7 protein-coding genes are annotated in these 6805 nt (G+C 59.2%); 6 read left to right on the top strand and 1 reads right to left on the bottom strand.

What is annotated here, in order from left to right:
• From WA989_RS01950 to lexA, 4 genes are all read left to right on the top strand, one after another.
• Window positions 1-205: alpha/beta hydrolase (locus WA989_RS01950; protein WP_424338848.1), on the top strand; the 205-nt coding region annotated here is incomplete at its 5' end.
• Between the two features lie 15 nt (window positions 206-220).
• Window positions 221-1252, top strand: coding sequence for an anthranilate phosphoribosyltransferase (trpD, locus tag WA989_RS01945; protein WP_424338847.1), 1032 nt, complete (start codon window positions 221-223; stop codon window positions 1250-1252).
• Window positions 1249-2052 (top strand): indole-3-glycerol phosphate synthase TrpC, encoded by an 804-nt coding sequence (trpC, locus tag WA989_RS01940; RefSeq protein WP_424338846.1) that lies wholly within the window; start codon window positions 1249-1251, stop codon window positions 2050-2052. Before trpD ends, trpC begins: the two co-directional genes overlap by 4 nt.
• Window positions 2053-2109: 57 nt before the next feature.
• Window positions 2110-2787, top strand: coding sequence for a transcriptional repressor LexA (gene lexA, locus WA989_RS01935; protein ID WP_424338845.1), 678 nt, complete (start codon window positions 2110-2112; stop codon window positions 2785-2787).
• Here the strand turns inward: lexA and WA989_RS01930 are convergent, their stop codons facing one another.
• A complete protein-coding gene (locus tag WA989_RS01930) occupies window positions 2788-4836 on the bottom strand; it encodes a ComEC/Rec2 family competence protein (RefSeq protein WP_424338844.1) in 2049 nt (682 codons plus the stop codon).
• A gap of 93 nt (window positions 4837-4929) precedes the next feature.
• Here WA989_RS01930 and gltX point away from each other — a divergent pair, with 93 nt between their 5' ends.
• Together gltX and WA989_RS01920 are read left to right on the top strand one after the other, a co-directional pair.
• Window positions 4930-6417 carry a glutamate--tRNA ligase gene (gene gltX / locus WA989_RS01925; protein WP_424338843.1) on the top strand — a complete coding sequence of 496 codons (1488 nt, stop codon included), beginning with the start codon at window positions 4930-4932 and terminating at the stop codon, window positions 6415-6417.
• A 24-nt stretch (window positions 6418-6441) separates the two neighbouring features.
• A partial coding sequence (locus tag WA989_RS01920; protein WP_424338842.1) for a citrate/2-methylcitrate synthase occupies window positions 6442-6805 on the top strand: 364 nt, incomplete at its 3' end.

The following is a 6805-nucleotide window of genomic DNA, read 5'->3' as shown; positions in this document are numbered from 1 at the left end:
CATCGAAGCTGCGCTCAAGTCATTTTCCGGCCGTATCCTGCTGATCGGGTCCGAAGCCGACGAAAGCTGCCCGCTTTCTGCGATACGCGCCCTGTCCGAGAAGCTTCCCAATGCGGAGCTCGTTGCGGACGATGATCTTGGCCACCGCGACCTTGCGCTCGACCCGGCAATGCTTTCGAAGATAAAGGACTTCCTTGGCCACTAAAGCCCGGACTATTCCATGACAGACACTGCGCTTTCATCATCCATAAAAGCCTTGGCCCGCAGCGAAGAATTGGCGCCCGATACACTTGAGGCAGCGTTCGACACACTCCTATCGGGAGAAGCAGCGCCGGAGAAGATCGGGGCCTTCCTGATGGGCCTCGCGGTTCGCGGTGAGACTTCGAATGAGCTCTTTGCGGGTGCATCGGCCATGCGCAAGCACGCCCGGCGTGTCGATATTGCAGGGCCGCTGCTCGACACCTGCGGCACGGGCGGCCTGCCCTGGACGTCTCTGAATACGTCCACCGCAAGCGCGATTGTCATCGCCGCTGCGGGTGGACGTGTCGCCAAGCACGGGAACCGCTCCGTTCCACCGAAGACCGGCTCGGCTGATGTGCTGGAAGCGCTCGGTGTCGAGCTCGACATCACGCCTGGACGGTTCGAAAAATCCATTGAACAGGCCGGCGTCGGATTTCTGTTTGCGCGCAGCCATCACTCCGCCATGCGCCATGTCGCGCCAATCCGGGCTAGCCTTGGCATTCGTACCATCTTTAACCTGCTTGGGCCCCTCTCGAATCCGGCCAACGCCTCCCACCAGATCCTCGGGGTTTATGAAGAAAGGTGGCTGCGACCGATGGCCGAAACGCTTCAGAAGCTCGGCATCGAACGGGCCTGGGTGGTTCATGGCGTAGACGGCGTGGACGAGATTTCAATCGCCGGCGAAACGCGGGTGATCGAAGTTACCCTTGGCGGACTTTCCGATTTCACCGTTTCACCAGCAGAGGCCGGACTCGATAACAGCCCACTCTCTGCGATCGAGGGCGGCACGCCCGGACAGAATTCGGCTGCCATTCGAGATCTGCTTGAAGGCCGCCCCGGACCGTTCAGAGACATGGTCGCGCTCAATGCCGCGGCAGGCCTGCATATTCTGGGGCTTGCCAAGGACCTGAAGTCCGGCGCGCAAATGGCGTTGTCGGCAATCGATAGTGGCGCCGCGCTAAGAACCCTTGGAAAGCTTGCCGCGATCAGTCACGGGAAGTCAGAGGAATGAAGACGGCGCTTGATCGCATCATCGACTATAAGCGCGACGAGGTCGCGGCGCTCAAGGCCTCGCATTCGCTTTCGCGCCTGCTTGACGCGGCGAAGAGCGCCGATGCGCCGCGCGGCTTCGCAGCGGCCATGGATAAAACGGTTGACACCGGTGAGAACGCTCTTATCTGCGAGCTGAAACGCAAATCGCCGTCTGCGGGCGAGATCGTCCCCGGCGCTGACCCGGTCCAGATCGCCCGGGAATACGAACAAGGTGGCGCGACGTGCCTCTCCATCCTCACTGATTTCCCAAGCTTTGGGGGCTCGCTGGACGATCTCGTTGCCGTCAGGCAGGCCGTGGGCCTCCCCGTGCTGCGCAAGGAGTTCATGATCGACACCCACCAGGTCGCCGAAGCGCGCGCGTACGGCGCTGATGCCATTTTGGTTATCCTGTCGGCGGTTGATGATGCGCTAGCGCTGGACCTTTGTAATGCTGCGTCCGATCTCGGAATGGACGCAATCGTCGAGGTCCATGATGCTGATGAGCTTGAGCGGGCTAACAGCCTTCCCGCAAGGCTCGTCGGCATCAACAACCGTAACCTGAAAAAGATGACTACCGACCTGCAGACGACCGAAACCCTTGCGCCTCAGCTCGCGTCAGACAAGACACTGATCTCCGAAAGCGGCATTTCGGACCCTTCGCATATCTCACGGCTCAGAAAAGCCGGCGCCCGCCGGTTCCTGATCGGTGAAAGTCTCATGAAATCAGACCACCGCGAAGCCGATTGCAAAAAGCTGAGAATGACAAGCGGATTGACCTGAAACGAGAACGCATGTAGAACATGTGTGAACGAAACCAGTTGATTCGGAGGGCACATCGTGCTGACCAGCAAGCAAAAAGAGCTTCTACTCTTTATTCATGAGCGAATTAAGCAGGACGGTGTATCTCCCTCATTCGATGAGATGAAGGAAGCGCTGAACCTAGCCTCGAAATCCGGCATTCACAGGCTGATTACTGCCCTGGAAGAGCGTGGCTTCATCAAGCGGCTCGCCAATCGTGCGCGGGCGCTTGAAGTGCTAAAACTCCCAGATTCGGCAACTCCGGCAGCCCCGCCCCGCGGGCGTCAGGTCTTTCGGCCAAGCGTTGTCGGCGGCGCCGTGCCGCGTTTCTCCAACCATACTATTCCTGTGCTGGGCCGCATTGCGGCAGGTGTGCCGATTGAGGCGATTCAGCACGAAACCTCCCGCATTCGTCCGCCAGACGACCTGCCCGAGGGTGATGATCACTTTGCTCTCGAAGTCAAAGGCGACTCCATGATCGAGGCGGGTATTCATGATGGCGATCTTGTCATCCTCAAACGGACTGATGACGCTCAAAGCGGTGACATTGTCGTGGCTCTTATTGATGAGGAAGAGGCGACGCTCAAAAGGTTGCGCAAGAAAGGGGCCTCGATTGCGCTTGAGGCGGCCAATGCAGCTTATGAAACCCGTATCTTTGGTCCCGACCGTGTCCGCATTCAGGGCAAGCTGGTGGCGCTCGTCAGACGCTACGACTGATCATGAGGTATCAAGACATGGCGCCCACGGACGGTGTCCGCATTCGGGTGACTTGATTTCGAGCCCGCCGAAAAACGTGTCGTAGATTGTGAACGGCACGTCGCTTGGTTCAAATGTAAGAACGGCTTGCCCGGATGGCGGGATGCATTCTGCCATCTGCTCTGTCGTTTCGTTTGAAAGAATGATCGGCGTGTCGGCGGTTCGGCATGCAGCGTCATCGGGTAAAGAGCGGCCAACGCTTAGCGCACCGATGCTGCTGTCGATGAGGCAGGCGCGATCTCTGCAATTTCCGGTCTGTTCCAGATCGCTATATCGAAGCGGCGCAAGGCCATTGCCCTCGAAATAAGCGTAACTGTGGATGTGTCCCTGATCGGTCCTGATGAATACATCCCCAGACGCCGAGGCGTGTACAAGAAGTTTTGGCGAAAGCGCAATGCCAAGCGTCGCGGCAAAACCGGCAGACACTGCTACTGTAATGGCCGCGCGCCATGTCTGTGACAAGCAGCAGACGATCAATCCGACAATCAGGACACAGAAGACCGGCTGCGGCATGGCGTCTCCGAGGCCCACGCCATTTCCACCCGCTTCGGCCCCCCACCAGGCAATGTCCAGCACCCGCTCAAGCGACCAGCCAAATATCGCGAGAAACAAATCGGACAGGCCTAGCGGCCATGTCAGCAGAGCAAGACCTGCCGCCGGCGCGCTGATGAAGGTGATGATCGGCATAGCGACAAGGTTCGCGGCCAGTCCGAACGGGGCCAGCCTGTCAAAGTGGTAGAGCGCAAAAGGCGCTGTCGCGGCCGCCCCGATAAAGGAAGACAAGACAAGCGACTTCATCGTAAAACTGAAGCCCCCTCCATAGTCGCCCCGCGCCCGCCGGCGCCTGGTCCAGGCCTCAAAACTCGCGATTAGGGCGCCCGTTGCCGCGAACGACATCTGAAATCCCGGACTCATGACGCTGTGCGGATGGATGACGATAACCGCAATCATGGCAATTGAGAAAGAGCGTATGCTCAAGGGCGACTTGTCGAACAAGATCGCGCCGAAGAAGACGGCCGCCATGATGAACGCCCGCTGGGTCGAAATGCTCGACCCTGAAATGACGAGATAGACCGCGGCCCCGAGAATCGCTGCCAGCGCCGCAATCTTCTGCACGGGAAACCGCAGCGCCAACCATTCCCATAGCGCAAGGCCGCGGCGCACGAAGAGATAGATCAGGCCGCTGATAAGGCCTAGATGAAGCCCGGAAATGGCAAGCAGATGGGCCAAGCCTGATCCCCTTAGCGCATCGGTATCTTCTGGTCTCATAAAGCTTCGGTCACCGGAGGTGAGAGCAGCCGCCAATCCTCCGGCGCGTTCCCCCGCCGCTTTTTCCACGTGCAAGGCGAGCGCCCGGCGGGCCTGCGCCAGCCGGCTGGTCAAGCCGTCTAGCCCGCCGCGGTCCGCGCTCAAGGCGCCGCCTTGGCATCTGCCCTGAACATAGCCGACCCCGTCGAGACCCTCGACAAAGGCCTGCCGGCTGAAATCATAGTCGCCGGGGAGCGCCGGCTGAGGCGGCGGACGAATAACCGCCCAGCACCGCACAAACCGCCCCGGCGCGACATTCAGAGATAGCGAGTGAGTCAGGCGGACATGAGACGGAAGCGTCTGGGTGGTTTCACCGCCGATGGCGTGAACATCAAGGCGCAGCCGCGAACCATTACGCCCGGGCTCAATCGACGTCACCCAGCCTTCTACCATGGCCGGGCCAACTGTCTCGGTCAGCAAATGTCTCGATGCGCGCTCGATCTGGTATTTTCCGAGGAACAGGCCGCAGGCAGCGCCCGCCAGCAGAAAAAGAAGGACGCGGGCGGCATAGGGCAGATTGTAACGGCGCAGCGCCAATGAAGCGATCAGGACTGTTCCACTTACGCTGGCTATCGCGAGCCAGGTCGGCTCAAAGAGCAGGCTGAAATAGCATGCAACACCGATAACCAGACCAAGCGCGAAATAGAGCGGGCCTCGAAGAATCCGCAAGGCATCAACGCGATCAGAAGCAGCGTCGTCCATAGCGGCAGTCTGCCTCTTGCCTGAGACGGCGCGAGCGTGTTCATGGCGATCAACGCTCTTGCGATCCAAAACAAGCGACCAGAAGTCTGACGTATGACGACGATTACCCGTTTTGCCCCCTCCCCGACTGGCATGCTCCACATCGGTGGCGCCCGGACTGCTCTTTTCAACTACTTGTATGCACGCCGCAACCAGGGAAAATTTCTTCTGCGGATTGAGGATACCGACAAGGCACGCTCAACGCAGGACGCGGTCGACGCCATTCTGGATGGAATGAGCTGGCTTGGTCTGGAGGCTGACGAGGCGGTCACCTATCAGGGCGCGCGCGCCGAACGACATGCCGAATGCGCCCACGCCATGGTCGAGGCTGGCAAAGCGTTCAGATGCTATGTGACGCCTGAAGAGCTGCAGGAACGCCGCGAAAAAGGCGAAGCGGCACGCGCTGCCGCGAAGGAAGACGGTCTCAGCGAAGCCGACAAAGCTGAGCGCCTGGCGGATGCTGAAGCTCTGCTCGCGCCCTTCCGATCACCGTATCGGGACGGTGCGCCTGCACCGGATGGCGATGCGCCCTACACGGTTCGGCTAAAAGCGCCCGATGATGGTGAAATTCGTGTCCACGACAAGGTCCAGGGGGACGTTCGCGTCAAGGCGCGCGAGATTGACGATCTGATCCTGCTCAGAGCGGATGGCACACCGACCTATATGCTGGCCGTCGTCGTTGATGATCATGATATGGGCATCACTCAAGTGATCCGCGGCGACGACCATCTGCGCAACACCTTCCGGCAGAAACCTATTTATGAGGCGATGGGCTGGCCTGTCCCTGAATTTGCCCATGTGCCCATGATCCACGGCGATGATGGAGCCAAGCTCTCAAAGCGTCATGGCGCGCTGAGCACAACCGCTTACAGGGACATGGGATATCTGCCGGAGGCCATGAACGCCTACCTTCTTCGCCTCGGCTGGAGCCATGGCGATCAGGAAATTTTTACGCTGGACGAAGCTGCGTCGGTGTTTTCGCTCGACGCGATCAACAAGTCCCCTGCCCGGCTCGATCTCGCCAAACTCAATGATGTGAATGCGCATTTCATTCGCGCATGTGATGATGACCGGCTTTTGTCGCTGCTCTCGCCCTGGCTGGAGGAAGCAGCAGGCGACCAGATGACATCAGACGTGGCAGACCGGATCCGCCATGCGCTGCCCTCAATGAAAGATAGGGGCGCGACCCTTCCGGAGCTCGCCGAAGCGTTCCGCTTTCTCTGGACGTCAAACGCCGACAATCTCAACAAGAAGGCGCGCAAGGCGCTGTCCGGCGACAAGCTTGATACGCTTGCTCAATTGCGCCAAACCATTGCCAATGTTACGGAGTGGAGCGATACCGCATTGCAGCATACGCTGACGTCCTATTGCGAGCAGAACGACTTGTCCTTCGGACAAATCGGTCCGCCCATACGAGCAGCTCTGACCGGGGGGCTACCTGCTCCGGATCTTGCGCCGGTCATGAGCTGGCTAGGACGCAGCGAAACGCTTGCGCGCATAGATTTTCACCTCGCTTCGAAAGATGAAGCGCAGGATCAGTAAAAAAACACGTTCGAGAGGGCTGATATGATCAACAACACCAAACCTGCCGGCACGGCGAAACTGGACATCGACGGCGAGACTTATGATCTGCCCGTCCTGAGCGGGACGCATGGGCCCAACGTGGTCGACGTCAGACGCCTGTATGCGGACGCAGATGTGTTTACGTTCGATCCGGGATTTACATCCACGGCGAGCTGTCAGTCCCAGATCACCTTTATTGATGGCGAAAAAGGCATCCTGCTGCATCGCGGTTATCCGATTGATCAGCTAGCCAGCCAGTCTGGATACCTTGAGGTTTGTTATCTGCTGCTCAATGGCAAACTGCCCACACAGGAAGAGTTCAAGACGTTCGCCCGCGAGATTACCCAGCACACCATGTTGCACACGC

It is taken from the genome of Henriciella sp. (genome assembly GCF_049649345.1).
Taxonomy (GTDB): Bacteria; Pseudomonadota; Alphaproteobacteria; order Caulobacterales; family Hyphomonadaceae; genus Henriciella.
Note: the sequence above shows the minus strand (reverse complement) of the source record. Positions and strands in the feature narration are given on the sequence as shown.

Coding starts and splice junctions, on each gene's coding strand:
- trpD (WP_424338847.1), top strand. CDS start 221: ATGACAGACACTGCGCTTTCATCATCCATAAAAGCCTTGGCCCGCAGC.
- trpC (WP_424338846.1), top strand. CDS start 1,249: ATGAAGACGGCGCTTGATCGCATCATCGACTATAAGCGCGACGAGGTC.
- WA989_RS01930 (WP_424338844.1), bottom strand. CDS start 4,836: ATGGACGACGCTGCTTCTGATCGCGTTGATGCCTTGCGGATTCTTCGA.
- gltX (WP_424338843.1), top strand. CDS start 4,930: ATGACGACGATTACCCGTTTTGCCCCCTCCCCGACTGGCATGCTCCAC.